This window comes from Methylobacterium brachythecii (assembly GCF_014196345.1).
Classification (GTDB): Bacteria; Pseudomonadota; Alphaproteobacteria; order Rhizobiales; family Beijerinckiaceae; genus Methylobacterium; species Methylobacterium brachythecii.
Genome location: NZ_JACIDN010000002.1, coordinates 313,876 through 333,173 on the forward strand (window position 1 = coordinate 313,876; position 19,298 = coordinate 333,173).

General features: G+C 65.9%; 18 protein-coding genes and 1 tRNA gene. 1 reads left to right on the forward strand and 18 read right to left on the reverse strand.

From position 1 onward, the window contains the following. Positions 1–128 precede the first annotated feature (128 nt). The 18 genes from GGR33_RS05490 to GGR33_RS05575 form a co-directional block, all read right to left on the reverse strand. On the reverse strand, positions 129–464 hold the full coding sequence (locus GGR33_RS05490; protein ID WP_425488745.1) for a DUF1467 family protein: 336 nt from the start codon (positions 462–464) through the stop codon (positions 129–131). Between the two features lie 4 nt (positions 465–468). Beyond that, the gene (gene mce, locus GGR33_RS05495; RefSeq protein WP_183502716.1) at positions 469–873 is read right to left on the reverse strand and encodes a methylmalonyl-CoA epimerase; all 405 of its coding nucleotides are present in this window, start codon (positions 871–873) and stop codon (positions 469–471) included. 146 nt (positions 874–1,019) lie between these two features. Beyond that, positions 1,020–2,693: a ribonuclease J gene (locus GGR33_RS05500; RefSeq protein WP_183502718.1), complete on the reverse strand. Its 1,674-nt coding sequence runs from the start codon at positions 2,691–2,693 to the stop codon at positions 1,020–1,022. A gap of 18 nt (positions 2,694–2,711) precedes the next feature. After that, positions 2,712–3,491 carry a biotin--[acetyl-CoA-carboxylase] ligase gene (locus tag GGR33_RS05505; RefSeq protein ID WP_183502720.1) on the reverse strand — a complete coding sequence of 260 codons (780 nt, stop codon included), beginning with the start codon at positions 3,489–3,491 and terminating at the stop codon, positions 2,712–2,714. Between the two features lie 4 nt (positions 3,492–3,495). Continuing rightward, positions 3,496–4,938, reverse strand: coding sequence for an NADH-quinone oxidoreductase subunit NuoN (nuoN, locus tag GGR33_RS05510; protein WP_183502722.1), 1,443 nt, complete (start codon positions 4,936–4,938; stop codon positions 3,496–3,498). Further along, complete coding sequence (locus GGR33_RS05515; protein ID WP_183502724.1) at positions 4,935–6,470, reverse strand: NADH-quinone oxidoreductase subunit M; 1,536 nt, start codon at positions 6,468–6,470, stop codon at positions 4,935–4,937. Before GGR33_RS05515 ends, nuoN begins: the two co-directional genes overlap by 4 nt. Beyond that, a complete protein-coding gene (gene nuoL, locus GGR33_RS05520) occupies positions 6,470–8,506 on the reverse strand; it encodes an NADH-quinone oxidoreductase subunit L (RefSeq protein WP_183502726.1) in 2,037 nt (678 codons plus the stop codon). Before nuoL ends, GGR33_RS05515 begins: the two co-directional genes overlap by 1 nt. A gap of 49 nt (positions 8,507–8,555) precedes the next feature. Beyond that, positions 8,556–8,864 carry an NADH-quinone oxidoreductase subunit NuoK gene (gene nuoK / locus GGR33_RS05525; RefSeq protein ID WP_183503545.1) on the reverse strand — a complete coding sequence of 103 codons (309 nt, stop codon included), beginning with the start codon at positions 8,862–8,864 and terminating at the stop codon, positions 8,556–8,558. A 2-nt stretch (positions 8,865–8,866) separates the two neighbouring features. Continuing rightward, positions 8,867–9,487 carry an NADH-quinone oxidoreductase subunit J gene (locus GGR33_RS05530; RefSeq protein ID WP_183502728.1) on the reverse strand — a complete coding sequence of 207 codons (621 nt, stop codon included), beginning with the start codon at positions 9,485–9,487 and terminating at the stop codon, positions 8,867–8,869. 120 nt (positions 9,488–9,607) lie between these two features. Continuing rightward, positions 9,608–10,096, reverse strand: coding sequence for an NADH-quinone oxidoreductase subunit NuoI (nuoI, locus tag GGR33_RS05535; RefSeq protein WP_183502730.1), 489 nt, complete (start codon positions 10,094–10,096; stop codon positions 9,608–9,610). A 25-nt stretch (positions 10,097–10,121) separates the two neighbouring features. Next, on the reverse strand, positions 10,122–11,144 hold the full coding sequence (nuoH, locus tag GGR33_RS05540; RefSeq protein ID WP_183502732.1) for an NADH-quinone oxidoreductase subunit NuoH: 1,023 nt from the start codon (positions 11,142–11,144) through the stop codon (positions 10,122–10,124). Between the two features lie 7 nt (positions 11,145–11,151). Then, positions 11,152–13,233 (reverse strand): NADH-quinone oxidoreductase subunit NuoG, encoded by a 2,082-nt coding sequence (gene nuoG / locus GGR33_RS05545; RefSeq protein WP_183502734.1) that lies wholly within the window; start codon positions 13,231–13,233, stop codon positions 11,152–11,154. A gap of 34 nt (positions 13,234–13,267) precedes the next feature. After that, a complete protein-coding gene (nuoF, locus tag GGR33_RS05550) occupies positions 13,268–14,569 on the reverse strand; it encodes an NADH-quinone oxidoreductase subunit NuoF (protein WP_183502736.1) in 1,302 nt (433 codons plus the stop codon). A gap of 4 nt (positions 14,570–14,573) precedes the next feature. Beyond that, positions 14,574–15,845 carry an NADH-quinone oxidoreductase subunit NuoE gene (nuoE, locus tag GGR33_RS05555; protein ID WP_183502738.1) on the reverse strand — a complete coding sequence of 424 codons (1,272 nt, stop codon included), beginning with the start codon at positions 15,843–15,845 and terminating at the stop codon, positions 14,574–14,576. An 18-nt stretch (positions 15,846–15,863) separates the two neighbouring features. Further along, positions 15,864–17,054 (reverse strand): NADH-quinone oxidoreductase subunit D, encoded by a 1,191-nt coding sequence (locus GGR33_RS05560; protein WP_183502740.1) that lies wholly within the window; start codon positions 17,052–17,054, stop codon positions 15,864–15,866. Positions 17,055–17,063: 9 nt separating this feature from the next. Continuing rightward, positions 17,064–17,726, reverse strand: a complete 663-nt coding sequence (locus GGR33_RS05565; protein WP_183502742.1) for an NADH-quinone oxidoreductase subunit C — start codon at positions 17,724–17,726, stop codon at positions 17,064–17,066. 5 nt (positions 17,727–17,731) lie between these two features. After that, positions 17,732–18,319, reverse strand: a complete 588-nt coding sequence (locus GGR33_RS05570) for a NuoB/complex I 20 kDa subunit family protein (protein WP_183502744.1) — start codon at positions 18,317–18,319, stop codon at positions 17,732–17,734. Between the two features lie 37 nt (positions 18,320–18,356). Further along, entirely contained in the window at positions 18,357–18,722 is a 366-nt protein-coding gene (locus GGR33_RS05575; RefSeq protein ID WP_183502746.1) for an NADH-quinone oxidoreductase subunit A, read from the reverse strand. 368 nt (positions 18,723–19,090) lie between these two features. Here GGR33_RS05575 and GGR33_RS05580 point away from each other — a divergent pair. After that, a tRNA-Asp gene (locus tag GGR33_RS05580) sits at positions 19,091–19,167 on the forward strand. Positions 19,168–19,298: the final 131 nt, after the last annotated feature.

The following is a 19,298-nucleotide window of genomic DNA, read 5'->3' on the forward strand; positions in this document are numbered from 1 at the left end:
CGTCTGTCAATCAACGATTGAGCGAGCGCCGGCTGGCGGACGTGTTCCGATCGATGGCCGTCGCGAGCAGTTCGCGATGGAGGTGGCCGATCCTGAGTTGAGCCTCGTTTGGGCCGGCCCGAGCTCCTCTAGAGGCGTGCGAGCGGGAAGACGCTGAGGGCGATGAAGAAGGCGAAGGCGGCGGCGACCGTCGTGATGAGCGCCTTTTCGCGCAGGCGCGGGCGAGCCGGGGCACCCGGATCCTGGCCCGGTACGATCCGGCTCGGATCGTGCTCCGCTTGGTTGCCGAGCGGCAGCACCGCGAACAGAAAGGTCCACCACAGCACGAAGAACAGAGCCAGGGAGCCAAAGACCGTCAGGTCGAAGGCCTTCACGGCCACCGTGGCGATGGCCGCGATGAGGACGGCAAGGACGATGAGCGTCTTCACCGTCGAGGCGGCGACCGACAGGAACAGCGCCTTCACGGGCTCAGACCTGCTCCAGCTCGACCAGCGTGCCGAGGAAGTCTTTCGGGTGCAGGAAGATCACCGGCTTGCCGTGCGCGCCGATCCGCGGCTCGCCGGTGCCGAGCACGCGGGCACCCTGCGCCTTCATCTTGTCACGGGCGGCGATGATGTCGTCGACCTCGTAGCAGACATGGTGGATGCCGCCGGCCGGGTTCTTGTCGACGAAACCCTGGATGGTCGAATTCTCGCCGAGCGGCGCCATCAGCTCGACCTTCGAGTTCGGCAGCTCGACGAAGACGACGGTGACGCCGTGATCCGGCTGCGGCAGCGGCTCGGTGACCTTGGCGCCGAGAGTATCGCGGTAGATCGCGGTCGCCGCGTCGAGATCCTGCACCGCGATGGCCACGTGGTTGAGCCGGCCGATCATGTGGTTGCTCCCGTAGAAATGGTCCTTGGCTCGTTCGTACCTTCATTGCGAGCCGAAGGCGAAGCAATCCAGAGCCAAATCCTCAGCGCTCGGAGTCCGTTCTGGATTGCTTCGCTTCGCTCGCAATGACGGCGGGAGGTCGTCGATCAGACCTCCACAACCTGCACGTGGCAGGCGGGCTTCTTGCCCCAGACGTCGTTGAGCGCGGAGCGGATCGAGCGGTCGACGGCGTTCTCGACCGCCTCGGAATCGCGGCGCTTGCCCGGCGAGAGGCCGGCCAGCGTGCGTTGGACGGTCTCGGCCACCGTGTCGATCAGCGTCTCGCCGTCGCGTCCGCGATTGGGCAGCCCCATGATGTCGACGGCAGGGGTGCCGAGCACGGTGCCGCGGCCATCGATGGCGATGGCCACGGAGACAACGCCGGCCTGGGCGAGCTTACGCCGCTCGGGGATGGCACGATCCTTCGAGTCGATGAGGACGTTGGCGTCCTTGTAGAGCCGGCCGGCCCGAACGTGCTCGATCACTTCGGGCTTGCCCGGCGCCAGGCGGATCAGGGTACCATTGCGGGCCTTCACCACCGTCTCGACGCCCTGGGCACGGGCGAAGCGCGCATGTTCGTCGAGGTGGAGCGCCTCGCCATGCACCGGGATCGCGGCCTTGGGCCGGGTCCAGGCATACATCGAGACCATCTCGTCGCGACGCGGGTGGCCGGAGACGTGGACGAGCTCGGTGCGGTCGGTGATGACCTCGACTCCCATCTCGATCAGGTCGTTGATGATGGCACCGACGTCGCGCTCGTTGCCGGGGATGGCGCGGGAGGAGAAGATCACGCGGTCGCCGGCCGTCAGCGACACGGCCGGATGGTCCTCGCGGGAGACGCGGGCCATGGCGGCGCGGGCCTCGCCCTGCGAGCCGGTCAACAGGCAGACCACCTTTTCGCGCGGCAGGTGGCTGAAGGAATCGCCCGGCAGGATCTCCGGCAGCCCGTCGAGGTAGCCGCACTCCTTGGCGACGTCGATGACGCGGTCCATGGCGCGGCCCACTGCGAGCACCTGGCGTCCGCAGGCTTGCGCCGCTTCGGCCACGGCGCGGATGCGGGCGACGTTCGAGGCGAAGGTCGTCACCGCGACACGGTGCGGCGCGTCCTCGATCAGCCGCTTGAGCGTCGCCGCGACCTCTGCCTCGCTCGGGCTGCGGCCCTCGCGCACGACGTTGGTGGAATCGCAGACGAGCGCCAGGATGCCCTCGTCGCCGAGCGCGCGGAACTTGTCGGGCGAGGTGATGTCGCCGGCCACCGGCGTGTCGTCGAGCTTCCAGTCGCCCGTATGCAGCACGAGGCCGTGCTCGGTGCGGATGGCGACGGCGTTCGACTCGGGGATGGAGTGAGAGACCGGCACGTATTCGATCTCGAACGGTCCAATCGTCAGGCGCTGGCCCGGCGTGATCTGCTTGAGCACCACCTTCGGCGCGCCCGGCTCCGAGAGGCGACGGGTCTCGAGCAGTTGCTTGGCGAAGCGCGTCGCGTAGACCGGCGCCTTGAGCCGCGACCACAGCTCGCTCACGGCACCGATATGGTCCTCGTGCGCATGCGTGATGAAGATGCCGAGCAGATCCTGCTTGCGCTCTTCGATGAAGGTCAGGTCCGGGAACATCAGTTCAATGCCCGGCAGGCCTTCCTCGCCGGCGAAGCCCATACCCAGATCGACCATGATCCACTTGCGGCTCTTCTCGGGACCGATCCCGTAGAGTGCCGCGTTCATGCCGATCTCGCCCACGCCGCCGAGCGGCACGAAGACGAGCTCGTCTTGCCGTGAAGTCATATTGTTTTCAGTCCAACATCAGGCCGCCGTCGCGGCACTTCCAAAGTGCACCTCACCCGCCGTCACGGTATGCGTCTGTCCGTCCGGGGCGAGGACAATGAGCCGCCCCCCCTCATCGATTCCGTCGTGAAGACCATGAAGCGTCCTGTCGGGGAGGCGCACCGTCACGGGCGCCCCGATCCCGGCCGCGCGCTGAAGCCAGCGCTGCCGGACGCTCGAAAATCCGTGCCCCTTGTTCCAGATCCGGGCTGCTTCCACAAACCGACGTGACAGCGCAGCCAAGAGATCGGCCGCATCCGCGTCAAAACCCAGCGAAGCAAGGGATGTCGCCGCATACGGCAAACCGTCCGGCGCCGCCAGCACGTTGACGCCGAATCCAACGACCACCGCACGCTTGCCCGCAGCTTCCAGCAGTATGCCGGCGAGTTTTTCGCCGTTGGCGAGCACGTCGTTTGGCCATTTCAGGCGGAAGGTGCCCTCACTCGCATGCGACGCCGCGACGTCGTCCAGCGCGTTCGCCATTGCCAGCCCAGCGACGAAGCCGAGCGTCGCGACCTGCTCGGGAGCGATTCCGGCGACTGGCCAGAGCAGGCTGGCGGCGAGATTGCCCTCGGGGGAGACCCAGGCCGCCCCTCGTCGTCCCCTGCCCTCGCTCTGCCGATGCGCCGCGATCCAGAGCGGCCCGGCCTCGCCGGCCTGGGCCTGCGCCAGGGCCTCGGTGTTGGTTGAGCCGAGGGTGTCGTGAGCGTGCAGCCGATGCCCCGCCTCACGTGCCTCGGGGCTCAGGCGGAACCCCATCCGTTCAGAACAGCGACTTCGCAGCCGCACCCGCAGCGGCCACCAGCGGCGCCGGCACCAGGAAGAACAGAACCACCAGGGCGCTCGACAGGCCGAGCACGATCCTGATGCCCGGCGGCATCGGCTCATAGGCCTCACGCGGCTCGTCGAAATACATCACCTTGACGACGCGCAGATAGTAGAAGGCGCCCACCACGCTCGTCACCACGCCGATGACCGCGGTCGTCACGAGCCCCGCCTTGATCGCGGCGGCGAACACGTAGAACTTCCCAAAGAATCCGGCGAGCGGCGGCACACCGGCCAGCGAGAACATCATCGCGGCGAGGCAGAAGGCCAGCCACGGATGGGTGCGCGAGAGGCCCGACAGGTCGTCGATGGTCTCGTACATCTGGTTCTTGCGGCGCATCGCCAGCAGTACGGCGAAGCCGCCCAGCGTCATCGCCAGGTAGATCAGCATGTAGACGACGACGCCGCGCACGCCCTCCTCGGTGCCGGCCGCGAGGCCGATCAGCGCGTAGCCGACATTGCCGATGGAGGAATAGGCGAGCAGGCGCTTGATGTTCTTCTGGCCGATGGCGGCGAAGGAGCCCAGCGCCATCGAGGCGATCGAGACGAAGATGATGATCTGCTGCCAGATCGCGGTCACGTCCGGGAAGGCGCCGATGAAGACGCGCACCGTCATCGCCATAGCGGCCATCTTCGGCGCGGAGGCGAAGAAGGCGGTCACCGGTGTCGGCGCGCCCTCGTAGACGTCGGGCGTCCACATGTGGAACGGCACGGCCGCGAGCTTGAAGCAGACGCCGGCCGCGATGAACACGATGCCGAGCACGATGCCCAGGCCGGTCGAGTCGCTGTTCAGCGCGGTGACGATCCCCGGGAAGGAGACGGTGCCGGTGAAGCCGTAGACCAGCGAAGCGCCGTAGAGCAGCATGCCGGAGGAGAGCGCGCCGAGCACGAAGTACTTCAGACCCGCTTCCGTGGACTTCACGTCGTCGCGGTGGAAGGCAGCGATGACGTAGGCGGCGAGCGACTGCAATTCGAGGCCGAGATAGAGCGAGATCAGGTCGTTGGCCGAAGCCATGACCATCATGCCAGTCGTGCAGAGCAGAATCAGCACCGGATACTCGAACCGGTCGATGCGCTCCCGCTGAAAGTAGTCGCGCGAGAGCAGGATCGTCGCGGCCGATCCGATCAGGATCAGCGCCTTCATGATCCGGGAGAAGTTGTCGGAGATGAAGGCGCCGGACAGCGTCGTGATCTTGCCGTGGCCGGAGACGACTACGAAGAAGGTCAGGATCAGCAGGATCAGCGCGCCGACGTTGACGCCCTCGACCGAGCGCTCGCCGCGGAAGGCGCCGTACATCAGGAGCGCCATCGCCCCGACCGCCATCATGATCTCGGGCAGCAGCGGGCCGATCGTCGGCATCACGGAATGCAGATGGGTCATCGCGCGGCGATCTCGGCCTTGCCCGCGGCCGCGCGCTCGGCGGCCTGCGTGTTGGACAGGGATGTCTTCATGCTCGTCATCAGCGCCTCGGTCGACGGCGCGAAGGCGTCGAGGATCGGGGCCGGATGCACGCCGTACCAGATCGTCAGCGCAACCAGCGGCGCGATGATGATCTTTTCACGCAGATCCAGATCCAGGATGCCCTGGAGGTTGGGCTTCTCCAGCTTCCCGTAGATCACGCGGGCATAGAGCCAGAGCGCGTAGCCGGCCGAGAGGATGATACCGAAGACCGAGAAGAAGGCGACCATCGGGTTGGCCTTGAAGGCGCCCATCATCGACAGGAACTCGCCGACGAAGCCCGACGTACCCGGCAGGCCGACATTCGCCATGGTGAAGACCATCATCGCCGCCGCGTAGAGCGGCATGCGCTTCACGAGGCCGCCATAGGCCGCGATCTCGCGGGTATGCATCCGGTCGTAGACCACGCCGACACAGAGGAAGAGCGCACCCGACACGATGCCGTGCGAGATCATCAGGAACAGCGCGCCCTGGATGCCCTGCTCATTCAACGTGAACAGGCCGAGCGTCACGAAGCCCATATGCGCCACGGACGAGTAGGCGATCAGCTTCTTGATGTCGGTCTGCATCATCGCGGTAAGCGAGGTGAAGATGATCGCGATCACCGAGAGCGCGAACACGAAGTTCGCGAAATAGGCCGAAGCGTCCGGCAGCATCGGGAGCGAGATCCGGATGAAGCCGTATCCGCCCATCTTCAGCAGGATGCCGGCCAGGATCACCGAGCCCGCCGTCGGTGCCTCGACATGCGCGTCGGGCAGCCAGGTATGGACCGGCCACATCGGCATCTTCACCGCGAAGGAGGCGAAGAAGGCGAGCCACAGCCAGGTCTGCATGTGGACCGGGAAGCGGTGCGTCAGCAGGGTCGGGATGTCGGTGGTGCCGGCGTGCCAGTACATCGCCATGATGGCGAGCAGCATCAGCACCGAGCCGAGCAACGTGTAGAGGAAGAACTTGAAGCTGGCGTAGATGCGCCGCTTGCCGCCCCAGATGCCGATGATGAGGAACATCGGGATCAAGCCTGCCTCGAAGAACAGGTAGAACAGCACCAGGTCGAGGGCGCAGAACACGCCGATCATCGTCGTCTCGAGAACGAGGAAGGCGACGAAGTATTCCTTCACGCGGGTGTCGATCGAGCGCCACGAGGCCCCGATGCAAAACGGCATCAGGAAGGTGGTCAGCAGGATCAGCGGCATCGAGAAGCCGTCGACGCCGAGCTTGAATTTTATTGTCTCTGCCAACCAGCCATGCGTTTCCACCAGCTGGAAGCTCGGGCTCGCGACGTCGTAGCGCGACCAGGCAGCCAGCGAGAGCAGGAAGGTGACGATCGTCGTGATCAGCGCGGCCCAGCGGGCATTGCGCTTCACGGCTTCGGTCTCCTCACCCAGGGTGAGGATGAAGGCCGCGCCGCAGAGCGGGACGATCAGGAGACCGGAGAGGATCCCGAGGCCGAGCATCAATGGGCTCCCCCGGCAACGCCGGTCAGCATGTACCAGGTGATGAGGCCGGCGACGCCGACCAGCATGACGAAGGCGTAGTGGTAGACGTAGCCGGTCTGCAGACGCACGACGCCGCGGGTGACGTCGACCACGCGGGCCGAGATGCCGTCGGGGCCCATCCCGTCGATGATGCGGCCGTCACCCTCCTTCCAGAGGAAGAGACCGAACTTCTTGGCCGGACGAACGAAGATCGCGTCGTAGATCTCGTCGAAGTACCACTTATTGAGCAGGAACTGGTACAAGGTCGGCTGTTGATTGGCCAACTGACCGGGTAGTTCCGGCTGGCGGATATACATCCAGAAAGCCAGCACGAAGCCCAAGCTCAGCATGATGAACGGCGAGGCGGAGACCCAGCCGGGCGCCTCGTGGATCTTGTGCATGATGTGGTTTTCGGAATGGGCCAGGGCATGGCCCCAGAACGCGTCCATGCCCTCGCCGATGAAACGATCCTTGAAGATCAGGCCGGCGAAGAGCGCGCCGAAGGCAAGGATCGCCAGCGGCAGCGTCATCACGATCGGGCTCTCGTGCGGCGTGTGATCGTGGCCATGACCGTGGTCGTCATGGGCAGCGTGATCGGCCGCGGCATGACCATGGGCATCGGCGTGAGCATGATCGTCATGCCCGTGCGCGCCGTGCTGCGCGGCCCAGCGGGCCGGCCCCTCGAAGGTCAGGAAGAACAGGCGCCAGGAGTAGAACGAGGTCATCAGCGCGGCGATCACGGTGGCGAGGAACGCCAGCACGTGGCCCGGACGGTCGGACATGTAGGCCGCCTCGATGATCGCATCCTTCGAGTAGTAGCCGGCCGTGAAGGGGAAGCCGATCAGCGCGAGGGTGCCGATCGTCATCATCGCCGTGGTGAACGGGATGAATTTCCGCAGCGCCCCCATGTGCCGCATGTCCTGCTCGTGGTGCATCGCGTGGATGACCGAGCCGGCTCCGAGGAACAGCAGCGCCTTGAAGAAGGCGTGGGTGAAGAGGTGGAATACGCCGGCCGAATAGGCGCCGACGCCGAGCGCCACGAACATGTAGCCGAGCTGCGAGCAGGTCGAATAGGCGATGACCCGCTTGATGTCGTTCTGAACGAGGCCAACGGTCGCCGCGAAGAAGGCGGTGATGCCGCCGATCACCGTCACCACCGAGAGGGCGACGGGCGCCAGCTCGAAGAGCGGCGAGAGCCGGGCGACCATGAACACACCGGCCGTCACCATGGTGGCGGCATGGATGAGCGCGGAGACCGGGGTCGGGCCTTCCATCGCGTCCGGCAGCCAGGTGTGCAGCAGGAACTGCGCCGACTTGCCCATGGCGCCCATGAACAGCAGCAGGCAGGTCAGCGTCAGGGCGTTCCAGTCATAGCCGAGGAAGTGGAAGGTCGCGTCCTTCAGCTCCGGCGCCTTGGCGAAGATCGCATCGAAGGAGACCGAGCCGGTCAGCACGAAGACCAAGAAAATGCCGAGCGAGAAGCCGAAATCGCCGACGCGGTTGACGATGAAGGCCTTCATCGCGGCGGCATTGGCCGAGGGCTTCTCGTACCAGAAGCCGATCAGCAGGTAGGAGGCGAGACCGACGCCCTCCCAGCCGAAGAACATCTGAACGAGGTTGTCGGCCGTCACCAGCATCAGCATGGCGAAGGTGAACAGCGACAGGTAGGCGAAGAAGCGCGGCCGGTGCGGATCCTCCTCCATGTAGCCGACGGAGTAGAGGTGCACGAGCGTCGAGACGGTGGTGACGACGACCAGCATCACGCAGGTCAGCGTATCGACCTTGAAGGCCCAGTCGACGGTGAGATCACCGGCCGAGAACCACTGCGCCACCTGCACACGCTCGGCATGACCATGGTCGCCGGTCACCAGGAAGAACGCGCCCCAGGCGAGCAGGCAGGCGAAGGCGAGACAGCTCGTCGTCACGTACTCGCTGAGCCGCGCGCCAATATAGCGGCCGAACAGGCCGGCGATGATGGCGCCGATCAGGGGGAAGAAGACGATGGCGTGATACATGGTTCTGTGCGGCCTCGCAGCAGGCGGACGAAGGGGCGACCGGGGCGGGTCAACCCTTCATCATGCTCACGTCCTCGACGGCGATGGAGCCGCGGTTCCGGAAGAAGACGACCAGGATGGCGAGACCGATGGCGGCCTCCGCCGCGGCCACGGTCAGCACGAAGAGCGCGAAGACCTGGCCGGTGATGTCGTCGAGATGGGTCGAGAACGCCACCAAGTTGATGTTCACGGCGAGCAGGATCAGCTCGACCGACATCAGGATCACGATGACGTTCTTGCGGTTGATGAAGATGCCGAGCACGCCGAGCGTGAACAGGATCGCGGCGACCGTGAGGTAGTGGCTGAGGCCGATCATGATGCTTAGACCTCCACGCCCTGACGGGAGGGCACCTTGCGCGTCTCCACGGCCATGGCCTGCGTGCGCGCGTTCTGGACGGCGATGTTCTGGCGCTTGACGCCCGGGCGGTCGCGCAGGGTCAGCACGATGGCGCCGATCATCGCGACGAGCAGCACCAGGCCGGCGATCTGAAAGAAGTAGGCGTAGTCGGTGTAGAGCACGCGGCCGAGCGCCTGGGTGTTGGTGAGCCCCTCGCTCGCGGCCGTCTGACCGATCGGTGTGCGCACGATGCCCGGATCGATCGCCCAGGAGCCGACCACGAGAATCAGCTCGATGGCGAAGATGGCGCCGATCAGGCCGCCGATCGGCAGGTATTGCTGGAAGCCCTGGCGAAGCGCGGCGAAGTCCACGTCGAGCATCATCACGACGAACAGGAAGAGCACCGCGACCGCGCCCACGTAGACGACCACCAGGATCATCGCGAGGAACTCGGCGCCCATGAGTACGAAGAGCCCCGCCGCATTCACGAAGGCGAGGATCAGGAACAGCACCGAGGTCACGGGATTGCGCGCGGCGATCACCATGAATCCGCTGGCGATCGCGAAGCCTGCGAACAGGTAGAAGAAGGCGGCGGCTGCAGTCATGCGGTGATCAGGTCAGCCGCTGAAACAGCGGCTCCTTCTGCCTAGAAGCCAACGGCCTGCGGGAAGCGGGCCGTCTATAAAACTCGGGTCTGCGGCGCACAACCGGCGCGCCGCCGGGCATCAACGGTAAGGCGCGTCGATCGCGATATTGCGCGCGATCTCGCGCTCCCACCGATCGCCGTTATCGAGGAGCTTCTGCTTGTCGTAGAGCAGCTCCTCGCGGGTCTCGACGGAGAACTCGGAGTTCGGACCCTCGACGATGGCGTCCACCGGGCAGGCCTCCTGGCACATGCCGCAATAGATGCACTTCACCATGTCGATGTCGTAACGGGTGGTGCGGCGCGTGCCGTCGTTGCGGCGCGGGCCGGCCTCGATGGTGATGGCCTGAGCCGGACAGATCGCCTCGCAGAGCTTGCAGGCGATGCAGCGTTCCTCGCCGTTCGGGTAGCGGCGCAACGCGTGCTCGCCCCGGAAGCGAGGACCGCGATGCCCCATCTCGAAGGGATAGTTGATCGTGGCCTTCGGCTTGAAGAAGTACTTCATGGCGAGGATGAACCCCGACACGAACTCCCTCAGCAGAAGACCTCTGGCGACCTGATCGAGCTTCATGCTCGGATCTCCGATATATTTGCGGTCATGCCCCCGGCGCGAGGCCGGTGAGCTTGAGTACGAAGGCGACGACGACGACCGAGACCAGGGAGAGCGGAAGGAAGACCTTCCAGCCCAGCCGCATGAGCTGGTCGTAGCGGTAGCGCGGCACCATGGCCTTCACCATGGCGATCATGAAGAACAGGAAGCTCGCCTTCAGCGCGAACCAGATCAGGCCGGGCACCCAGGTGAAGGGCGCGAAGGGGATCGGCGAGAGCCAGCCGCCCAGGAACAGCACGGTTCCAAGCGCGCACATGGTCATGATCGCCACGTACTCGCCGAGCATGAACAGCAGGTAGGGCGTCGAAGAGTACTCGACCATGTAACCGGCCACGAGCTCCGATTCGGCCTCGGGCAGGTCGAAGGGCGGGCGGTTCGTCTCGGCCAGCGCCGAGATGAAGAACACCACGAACATCGGGAACAGCCAGAACCAGTACCAGCCGAACAGCCCGAGCGAGGTGTCCTGCGCCATGACGATTCGCGAGAGGTTCAGCGAGCCGGCGCAGAGCAGCACGCAGATGATCACGAAGCCGAGCGAGACCTCGTAGGAGATCATCTGCGCGGCCGAGCGCAGGGCGCCGAGGAAGGCGTATTTCGAGTTCGACGCCCAGCCGCCCATGATGACGCCGTACACGCCGAGCGAGGAGATCGCGAAGATGTAGGTGATGCCGACATTGATGTCGGCGATGGCCCAGCCATCGGCGAGCGGGATGACCGCCCAGCTCGCCAGCGCCAGCGTCGCGAAGACCATCGGCGCGAGCAGGAAAATCGCCTTGTTGGCACCGGCCGGGATCACCGGCTCCTTGATCACGAACTTGATCAGGTCGGCGAAGGACTGGAACAGGCCGAAGGGGCCGACGACGTTCGGCCCGCGACGGAGCTGAACCGCCGCCCAGATCTTGCGGTCGGCGAGCAGCGCGTAGGCGATGAAGACCAGCAGCGCCGAGAGCAGCACGAGGCTCTTCAGCGCGGTGAGGGCGACGAGGCCGACGGTTTCCCAGAAGGTCATGGGGTCCTCACTCGGCCGCCTGGAGCGTGCGCCCGTGGGCGACGCTCGAACATTCCGCCATCACGCGCGAGGCGCGGGCGATGGGGTTCGTCATGAAGAAGTCGGCGAAGGCGGGCCCGAACGCCTCCTTGCCCAGGCTTCCGCCGAGACCGGCAAGTGCATCGACCGCCTTCACGACGTCGGCAGCCTCGATCGCGTCGATTCCGGCGAGGTGCGGATGCGCGGCGTAGAGCGCGCGGCGCAGCGCGCCCAGCGAGTCGAAGGGCAGCTTGTGACCGAGCACGTCCGACAGGGCGCGCAGGATCGCCCAATCCTCGCGGGCATCGCCCGGCGGAAAGCCGGCGCGGTTGGTCATCTGCACGCGGCCCTCGGTGTTCACGTAGGTCGCGGACTTTTCGGTGTAGGCGGCCCCCGGCAGGATCACGTCGGCGCGCATCGCGCCGCGATCGCCATGGGTGCCCTGGTAGATCACGAAGGCACCTGCCCCGACATCGACCTCGTCGGAGCCGAGGTTGAACACCACGTCGAGCGCGCCCGGCGCGGTGATGCCGGCGAAGTCGAGACCGCCCTCCCCCGGCACGAAGCCGAGATCGAGCGCGCCGACGCGGGCGGCCGCCGAATGCAGGACGGCGAAGCCGTTCCACTCGGGCTTCACGGCACCGACGCTCTTGGCGAGCCCGGCGGCAGCGGCGAGCACCGCAGCGCCATCGGCGCGCGACAGGGCGGCGCTGCCGACGATGACGAGCGGCCGCTCGGCCTTCGACAGGGTCTCGGCGAAGCTGTGCTTGCCGGCAGCAAGCTCGGACAGCGTCTCCGCGCCGGCGCCAAGATAGAGGTGCGGATAGGTCAGATCGACCTCTTCGCCGATCAGACCGACCGCGAGCGGCGCCATGCGCCAGCGCTTGCGGATGCGGACGTTCAGCAGGGAGGCTTCGAGGCGCGGATTGGTGCCGACGAGCAGAATCGCGTCCGCTTCCTCGATCCCCGGGATCGTCGGGTTGAAGGTATAGGCCGCGCGGCCCCAGGCCGGATCGATCTTTTCGCCGCCCTGGCGGCAATCGGTATTGGCCGTGCCGAGCGAGCCCATCAGCTCCTTGAGCGCGAAGATCTCCTCGACACCGGCGAGATCGCCGACCACGGCGCCGATCTTCTTCGGATCGGCACCTTTCACCTTGGCGGCGATAGCGGCGAAAGCCTCACCCCAGGAGGCCGGGCGCAGACGGCCGTTCTCGCGCACGAAGGGACGGTCCAGGCGCTGCATGCGCAAGCCGTCGACGATCTGTCGCGTCTTGTCGGAGATCCACTCCTCGTTGATCTCTTCGTTGACGCGCGGACTGATCTGCATGACCTCGCGGCCGCGCACGTCGACGCGGATCGCCGAGCCCACCGCATCCATCACGTCGATGGAATCGGTCTTGGTCAGCTCCCAGGGGCGGTTGTTGTAGCTCTGGGGCTTGGGCACCAGCGCGCCCACGGGGCAGAGATCGGCGACGTTGCCCTGGAGCTCCGAGCCCATGGCGTTCTCGAGATAGCTCGTGATCTCCATGTCCTCGCCGCGGCCGATCGCGCCGAGATCCGGCACGCCAGCGACTTCCGCAAGGAAGCGCACGCAGCGGGTGCAGTGGATGCAGCGGTTCATCGCCGTGCGCACCAGCGGGCCGATGTACTTCTCCTCGACCGCGCGCTTGTTCTCCTTGTAGCGCGTCGAGTCGACGCCGTAGGCCATCGCCTGGTCCTGCAGGTCGCAATGGCCGCCCTGGTCGCAGATCGGGCAATCGAGCGGGTGGTTGATGAGGAGGAACTCCATCACCCCCTCGCGGGCCTTTTTGGTGAGGCCCGAGCGTGTCAGCACCTCCGGCGGCTCGCCGTTCGGGCCGGGGCGACAATCCTTCACCGCATAGGCGCAGGAGGCCACGGGCTTCGGCGCGCCCTTCAGCTCGACGAGGCACATCCGGCAATTGCCGGCGATGGACAGGCGCTCGTGGAAGCAGAAGCGCGGGATCTCGGCACCCGCGACCTCGCAGGCCTGCAGGAGCGTGAAATCGGCCGGGACATCGACCTCGGTGCCGTCGACGAGAAGCTTTGTCATCGGGTCATCTCGGAATGGTCGCGCAGCATCATCCTCACTCCGCCGCCATCGGCACGGCATCGGAATGCGGGTTGGCGCTGTACTGGTCGATCCGCTTCTCGATCTCGGGGCGGAAATGCCGGATCAGGCCCTGGACGGGCCAGGCCGCGGCATCGCCCAGCGCGCAGATCGTGTGTCCCTCGATCTGCTTGGTGACCTCGAACAGCATGTCGATCTCGCGCTTCTGCGCACGACCGTGGGACATGCGCTGCAGGACGCGCCACATCCAGCCGGTGCCCTCGCGGCACGGCGTGCACTGGCCGCAGCTCTCGTGCTTGTAGAAGTACGAGATGCGCGTGATCGCCGAGACGATGTCGGTGGACTTGTCGAGCACGATCACCGCCGCGGTACCGAGGCCGGAGCCGAGGTTGCGCAAGGTGTCGAAATCCATCTTGGCGTCGATGATCTGATCCGCCGGCACCAGCGGCACCGAGGAGCCGCCGGGGATCGAGCAGAGCAGGTTGTCCCAGCCGCCGCGCATGCCGCCGCAATGCTTGTCGATGAGCTCACGGAAGGTGATGCCCATCTCCTCCTCGACGTTGCACGGCGTGTTCACGTGCCCCGAGACGCAGAACAGCTTGGTGCCGGTGTTGTTCTTGCCGCCGAGGCCCGCAAACCACGCCCCGCCGCGGCGAAGAATGGTGCCGGCGACGGCGATCGACTCGACGTTGTTGACGGTCGTGGGGCAACCGTAGAGGCCCATATTGGCCGGGAAGGGCGGCTTCAGCCGCGGCATGCCCTTCTTGCCCTCGAGGCTCTCGATCAGCGCCGTCTCTTCGCCGCAGATATACGCGCCGGCGCCATGATGGACGTAGATGTCGAACGGGAAGCCGTGGACGTTGTCCTTGCCGACGAGCCGGGCCTCGTAGGCCTCGTCGACCGCGCGCTGCAGCGCGAATTTTTCCGCGACGTACTCGCCGCGCAGATAGACGTAGCAGGCATGCGCGCCCATCGCGAAGGAGGCGAGCATGCAGCCCTCGATCAGGAGATGCGGATCGTGCCGCATGATCTCCCGGTCCTTGCAGGTGCCCGGCTCCGACTCGTCGGCATTCACGACGAGGTAGTGCGGGCGCCCATCGGACTTCTTGGGCATGAAGGACCACTTCAGGCCCGTCGGGAAGCCCGCGCCGCCGCGCCCGCGCAGGCCCGAGCCCTTCATCTCGTCGATGATCCAGTCCCGGCCCATTTCGAGCAGGAACTTGGTGCCGTCCCAGGCGCCACGCTTCTTCGCCGCGTCGAGATCGGGCGAATGCAGGCCGTAGAGGTTGGTGAAGATGCGATCCTGATCGGAGAGCATGCCCTCAGCCCTTCTTTCCGGCGAGCACGGCCGCCTGGCCGACCCAGTTTTCACGGTCGATCCGGCCTGGGAAGGCGAGATACGCGCCCACCCAGGCGATCTCCGCCGGCGACCAGGCCGCGATCTGGTCGAAATGCCAGATGCCGAGATCGTTCAGGCGACGGTTGTTCACGGGGCCGATGCCCTTGATCTTGGTGAGGTCGTCGGGACGGTCGTCACGCGCGGCATCGATGCCCGTGGGGCGCGTGCCGGCGGCATCGGCCCGCTCCTCGGGGCTCTGCTCCTCGTGCACCGCGTCGTCCGCGCCGGAAGCGAGCGGCTGTTGCGGCGGCTCGGTGCGAAGGGCGACGTCTTCCTCGACCGCTTCCTTGTCGGCAGCCGTCTTGGCGGTGCCGTCGGCAATCTTCGGAGCGCCGACCTGATCGGCGACCGCGGGGGAAGCCGGCGAGACCGCCGCCGTCTTGCCATCGGCCTTGCGCTGCGCGGGAGCATTGGCAGCCGGGCTCTCGGTGGCGCGGCCGGAATCGGGCTGGGCCGGTTTGGGGTCGTCTTTGGCGCGGGCTTCGGTCGAGGCAGCCTCGTCCTTCTTGACCGCTGCGTCGCCCTTGTCGTCGCCGCCCTGGGTCTGCTCGAAGCGCTTGCGCCAGGCGCCGACGCGCGATCCGTCGAACAAAGTCGGATCGGTCAGCGTGTTGACCGCATCCTTGGGCTCCGAGGAAGTCCGGCCGGTCTGTGAGCCGATCTTCACCGGACGTCCGGCCGCGAGATCGTCCATCAGCGTGTTGAGGCTCTCGGGGGTGAGGTCCTCGTAATAGTCCTGGTTGATCTGCACCATTGGCGCGTTGCAGCAGGCACCGAGACACTCGACTTCGAGCCAGGAGAAGTTGCCGTCCGCCGAGACATGACCCTGCGGGCCGAGGCGATCGTGCAGGGACTGCTTCAGCTCTCGCGCACCACAGCTGTCGCACGGCACCGTTCCGCAGAGCTGGATCCAGAACCGGCCGACCGGCTCCAGGGCGAACATCGTGTAGAAGGTCGCGACTTCGAGCACGCGGATATGCGGCATGCCGAGCTGGTCGGCGACGGCCTCGATGGCCTTCTGCGGCAGCCAGCCGCCATTCTGCTCCTGCGCCTTCCACAGCAGCGGAATCACGGCCGAGGCCTGGCGGCCTTCCGGGTATTTCTCGATCTGGCCGTGGGCCCAATCCGCGTTCTCGGGAGAGAACGTGAAGCTCTCGGGCTGTTCGGCGGCGGGGGCTAGCCTGCGGTTCGCCATGACGTCTCGGCTGTCCTCTCAGCGGTCCACTTCGCCGAACACGATGTCGAGCGTGCCGAGCACGCAGGACACGTCGGCGAGGAGGTGGCCGCGGCACATCCAGTCCATCGCCTGAAGGTGGGCGAAGCCTGGAGCGCGGATCTTGCAGCGGTAGGGTTTGTTGGTGCCGTCGGCGACGAGGTAGACGCCGAACTCGCCCTTGGGCGCCTCGACCGCGGCGTAGACCTCGCCGGCCGGCACGTGGAAGCCCTCGGTGTAGAGCTTGAAGTGGTGAATGAGCGCTTCCATCGAGCGCTTCATCTCCCGGCGCGGCGGCGGTGCGAACTTGCCGTCGACGGCGGCGATCGAGCCTTGCCCGGCCGGCTCACGCAGCTTGGCCACGCACTGCTTCATGATCTTCACGGATTCCCGCATCTCTTCCATGCGGATGACCTGACGATCGTAGGTGTCGCCGTTCTTCCCCACCGGAATGTCGAAATCCATCTCGTCATAGCACTCGTAGGGCTGCGACTTGCGCAGGTCCCACGGGATGCCCGAGCCGCGCACCATCACGCCCGAGAAACCCCAGGCCATGGCCTCGTCCTGCGTGACGATGCCGATATCGACGTTGCGCTGCTTGAAGATGCGGTTCGCCATGACGAGGTCGTCGAGGTCGTCGACCACCTGAAGGAACGGGTCGCAGAACGCCTCGATGTCGTCGATCAGCGCCGGCGGCAGATCCTGATGGACGCCGCCCGGGCGGAAGTAGTTGGCATGCAGACGAGCGCCCGAGGCACGCTCGTAGAAGATCATCAGCTTTTCGCGCTCCTCGAAGCCCCAGAGCGGAGGCGTGAGCGCGCCGACGTCCATCGCCTGCGTGGTGACGTTGAGGAGGTGCGAGAGCAAGCGACCGATCTCGCAGAACAGAACGCGGATCAGCTGCGCCCGGCGCGGCACCTGGATGCCAGCGAGCTTCTCGATCGCCAGGCAGAAGGCATGCTCCTGATTCATCGGCGCGACGTAGTCGAGCCGGTCGAAATAGGGCGTCGCCTGCAGGTAGGTCTTGTGCTCGATCAGCTTCTCGGTGCCGCGGTGGAGCAGGCCGATATGCGGGTCGACGCGCTCGACCACCTCGCCATCGAGCTCCAGCACCAGGCGCAGCACGCCGTGCGCGGCCGGATGCTGCGGGCCGAAGTTGATCGCGAAGTTGCGGATGTTGTGCTCGGCCATCCTGCGACCTCAGCTCGACTTCTTCTCATCGCCCGGCAGCACGTAATCCGTGCCTTCCCAGGGCGAGAGAAAATCGAAATTGCGGAATTCCTGCTGGAGCTTGACCGGCTCGTAGACCACGCGCGCCTCGTCCTGGTCGTAGCGGACCTCGACGAAGCCGGTGAGCGGGAAGTCCTTGCGGAGCGGGTGCCCCTCGAAGCCGTAATCGGTCAGCATCCGGCGCAGGTCTGGATGGCCCGAGAACAGGATGCCGTAGAGGTCGTAAGTCTCGCGCTCGTACCAGTTCGCGGACGGAAACACCGAGATCACGGACGGCACCGGCGTGGTCTCGTCAGTGAGCACCTTCACACGAATGCGCGCGTTATGGCGCAGCGAGAGCAGGTGATAGACGACGTCGAACCGGCGATCGCGCTCGGGATAGTCCGCGCCGCAAATGTCGATGAAGCAGCGGAACGAGCAGTTCGGATCGTCGCGCAGGTAGGTCAGCGCGTAGACGATGTCCGAGCCCTGCACCGTCAGCGTCAGCTCGCCATGGGCAATTTTGGTGTTCGTGACCGCCGGGCCGAGGGCCGCGCCGATGCGCTCGGCCATGGCCTTCAGCGCCTCGTCGCCCTGCGCGACCTCGATGGTCGAGCGGAGCGTGATGCCATTGGTGGTGATGGGCTCTGCCATGCCGCTCACCGCTCGATCGTGCCGAGACGGCGGATCTTCTTCTGGAGAAGAAGCACGCCGTAGAGGAGCGCCTCGGCCGTGGGCGGGCAGCCCGGCACGTAAATGTCGACCGGCACGACCCGGTCACAGCCACGCACCACCGAGTAGGAGTAGTGATAGTAGCCGCCGCCATTGGCGCACGAGCCCATCGAGATGACGTAACGCGGCTCCGGCATCTGGTCGTAGACCTTGCGGAGGGCCGGAGCCATCTTGTTGGTCAGCGTGCCGGCGACGATCATCACGTCGGACTGGCGCGGCGAGCCGCGCGGCGCGAAGCCGAAGCGCTCGCAATCGTAGCGCGGCATCGACATCTGCATCATCTCGACGGCGCAGCACGCCAGGCCGAACGTCATCCACATCAGCGACCCGGTGCGGGCCCAGTTGATGAGTTCGTCAGCCGAGGTGACGATGAAGCCGCGATCGGCCAACTCGTCGTTGATCGACAGGAACATCGGATCGGTCGCGCCCACCGGGCGGCCGGTATTGGGATCGATGATCCCCTTCGGCGCCGGCGCGACTTCCGGGACGCGGTCAAATGTCGGGTTCAGGGCCATGTGCGCCTCTGATCGTGATGCGGATACGGGCGGCGGCTCAATCCCACTCGAGCGCTCCCTTCCGCCATTCGTAGATGAAGCCGATGGTGAGCACGCCGAGGAACACCATCATCGACCAGAAACCGAACCAGCCGAGCTCGCCGAAGGTGATCGCCCAGGGGAACAGGAACGCGACCTCGAGGTCGAAGATGATGAACAGGATCGCGACGAGATAGAACCGCACGTCGAACTTCATGCGGGCGTCGTCGAAGGCGTTGAAGCCGCACTCGTAGGCCGAGAGCTTCTCAGGATCGGGAGCCGAATAGGCCACCAGGAACGGCGCCACGAGGAGCGCAACGGCGATGAACAGCGAGACGCCGATGAAGACGATGAGCGGCAGATAATCCGCCAGCAGCCCCGTCATGCGACACCTCCGAATCCCGGTGAAACCGACTCTGCTCACCCCCGCGCGGACGCGGCGCTCTGGAATTGATCAATTCCAGTCTGAGCACGGCGGAGGCTTAGACGAGCCCCCCCGGTGAAACAAGGGCGTTCCGCGCCGCACAAACGAAAGGTGATGGATGTAAGGTGTGTCAGTGCCCGCAGGGGTCAGTAGGGCGAAACCGCACACGCGCAACGGGCGTAGGCCGGCTACTGCGGTTGCTATGCGTGGCCGACAAAGCGTCTCGTCAAAAACTCTCTCCGCTCCAGCTCGGAGCGCCTTGACAGCAACGGTCACGCCCACCTAAACCCCGGCCGTCGCCGAGCAGCAGATGCGCCGGCGTGCCTTACGCGGGCGTAGCTCAGTTGGTTAGAGTGCCGGCCTGTCACGCCGGAGGTCGCGGGTTCGAGCCCCGTCGCCCGCGCCAGTAGTTTCCTTTTCAAGACCGGAACGACATGGCAGGCCTGCAGAGAGCAGGTCCGATGCTCCACTGTTTCGGGTCGTCCCCCACCATCCGAAAGCGTGACTCAACCGTCACACTCCGATCGCAAGTCTCGG

What these genes read in the sequence shown, in the direction of transcription:
- mce (WP_183502716.1), bottom strand. Translation starts at nt 873, where the DNA reads ATGATCGGCCGGCTCAACCACGTGGCCATCGCGGTGCAGGATCTCGAC.
- GGR33_RS05500 (WP_183502718.1), bottom strand. Translation starts at nt 2,693, where the DNA reads ATGACTTCACGGCAAGACGAGCTCGTCTTCGTGCCGCTCGGCGGCGTG.
- GGR33_RS05505 (WP_183502720.1), bottom strand. Translation starts at nt 3,491, where the DNA reads ATGGGGTTCCGCCTGAGCCCCGAGGCACGTGAGGCGGGGCATCGGCTG.
- nuoN (WP_183502722.1), bottom strand. Translation starts at nt 4,938, where the DNA reads ATGACCCATCTGCATTCCGTGATGCCGACGATCGGCCCGCTGCTGCCC.
- GGR33_RS05515 (WP_183502724.1), bottom strand. Translation starts at nt 6,470, where the DNA reads ATGCTCGGCCTCGGGATCCTCTCCGGTCTCCTGATCGTCCCGCTCTGC.
- nuoL (WP_183502726.1), bottom strand. Translation starts at nt 8,506, where the DNA reads ATGTATCACGCCATCGTCTTCTTCCCCCTGATCGGCGCCATCATCGCC.
- GGR33_RS05530 (WP_183502728.1), bottom strand. Translation starts at nt 9,487, where the DNA reads ATGACTGCAGCCGCCGCCTTCTTCTACCTGTTCGCAGGCTTCGCGATC.
- nuoI (WP_183502730.1), bottom strand. Translation starts at nt 10,096, where the DNA reads ATGAAGCTCGATCAGGTCGCCAGAGGTCTTCTGCTGAGGGAGTTCGTG.
- nuoH (WP_183502732.1), bottom strand. Translation starts at nt 11,144, where the DNA reads ATGACCTTCTGGGAAACCGTCGGCCTCGTCGCCCTCACCGCGCTGAAG.
- nuoG (WP_183502734.1), bottom strand. Translation starts at nt 13,233, where the DNA reads ATGACAAAGCTTCTCGTCGACGGCACCGAGGTCGATGTCCCGGCCGAT.
- nuoF (WP_183502736.1), bottom strand. Translation starts at nt 14,569, where the DNA reads ATGCTCTCCGATCAGGATCGCATCTTCACCAACCTCTACGGCCTGCAT.
- nuoE (WP_183502738.1), bottom strand. Translation starts at nt 15,845, where the DNA reads ATGGCGAACCGCAGGCTAGCCCCCGCCGCCGAACAGCCCGAGAGCTTC.
- GGR33_RS05560 (WP_183502740.1), bottom strand. Translation starts at nt 17,054, where the DNA reads ATGGCCGAGCACAACATCCGCAACTTCGCGATCAACTTCGGCCCGCAG.
- GGR33_RS05565 (WP_183502742.1), bottom strand. Translation starts at nt 17,726, where the DNA reads ATGGCAGAGCCCATCACCACCAATGGCATCACGCTCCGCTCGACCATC.
- GGR33_RS05570 (WP_183502744.1), bottom strand. Translation starts at nt 18,319, where the DNA reads ATGGCCCTGAACCCGACATTTGACCGCGTCCCGGAAGTCGCGCCGGCG.
- GGR33_RS05575 (WP_183502746.1), bottom strand. Translation starts at nt 18,722, where the DNA reads ATGACGGGGCTGCTGGCGGATTATCTGCCGCTCATCGTCTTCATCGGC.